Origin of the sequence: Intrasporangium chromatireducens Q5-1, assembly GCF_000576575.1 — a bacterium.
Classification (GTDB): Bacteria; Actinomycetota; Actinomycetes; order Actinomycetales; family Dermatophilaceae; genus Intrasporangium_A; species Intrasporangium_A chromatireducens.
Map to the genome: position 1 here is coordinate 1 of NZ_AWQS01000536.1, position 879 is coordinate 879.

At 69.6% G+C, this 879-nt stretch carries 1 protein-coding gene; it reads right to left on the bottom strand.

Translation table 11 applies throughout. The annotated features are described in order from the left end of the window. Positions 1–8: 8 nt before the first annotated feature. On the bottom strand, positions 9–879 hold an 871-nt coding region (locus N864_RS22755), incomplete at its 5' end, for a tyrosine-type recombinase/integrase (protein ID WP_034722970.1).

Here is an 879-nt window from a genome sequence, read left to right on the forward strand (position 1 = left end):
CGGCATAGTCAGAGGCTGGTGAGGAAGGCGAGGACGTCGGGGCTTGGAGCGTACGTGCCAGGCGTGACACGGGGATCTCGGGTGCGGTCGATCGCCGCCTGCTTGATGGTCATGTCGGCGTGGAGGTAGACGTCCGTGCTGGACGTGTTCTCGTGGCCGAGCCACAGGGCGATGACGGCGACGTCGACACCGGCTTGGAGCAGGCGCATCGCCGCCGTGTGCCGCAGGGTGTGCATGGTGACGTGCTTGGCCCCCAGCGAGGGACAGGGTTCTGTTGCGGTGGCCACGTGTTTGGCCAGTCGCCGTTCGAGCGCGTCGCGGGACAGGTGCTGCCCGCGTGGCCCGGGGAAGGTTGCGGCGCCAGGGTGAGCAGCCCGCTCGGCCAGATACGGGAGCAGGACGGTCAGGGTGGCGCTGGTCAGCGGGGTGGCGCGGTACTTGCGTCCCTTGCCGGTGCAGGTCACGTGCGCGCCGGTGCCGGTGTGGATGTCGCTGCTCGTCAGGGTGGTGAGTTCACTGACACGCAGCCCGGTCTGTACGGCCAACGTCAGCAGGGCCCGGTCGCGCCGCCCGGTCCATGTGTTCGGATCCGGCGCGTCCAGCAGCGCCTGCGTCTCTTCGACGGTGAGGAACTGCACCGTTCGCGGGGTGCCGCGCCTGGTCGGGACAGCCAGCACGCGGGCGATGGTGCCCGCATGCTCGGGATGATCGGGCAGGGTCACGGCCAGCACCGCGCGGATCGCGGTGAGTCTTGCGTTGCGGGTGCTCGCGCTGTTTCCGCGGTCGGCTTCGAGATGGTTCAGGAACGTGCCGACGGCCTCGGCGTCGATCATGCCCAAGTCGATCTTGTCCGCGGGGACGCCGGTGCTGGCGGTGAGG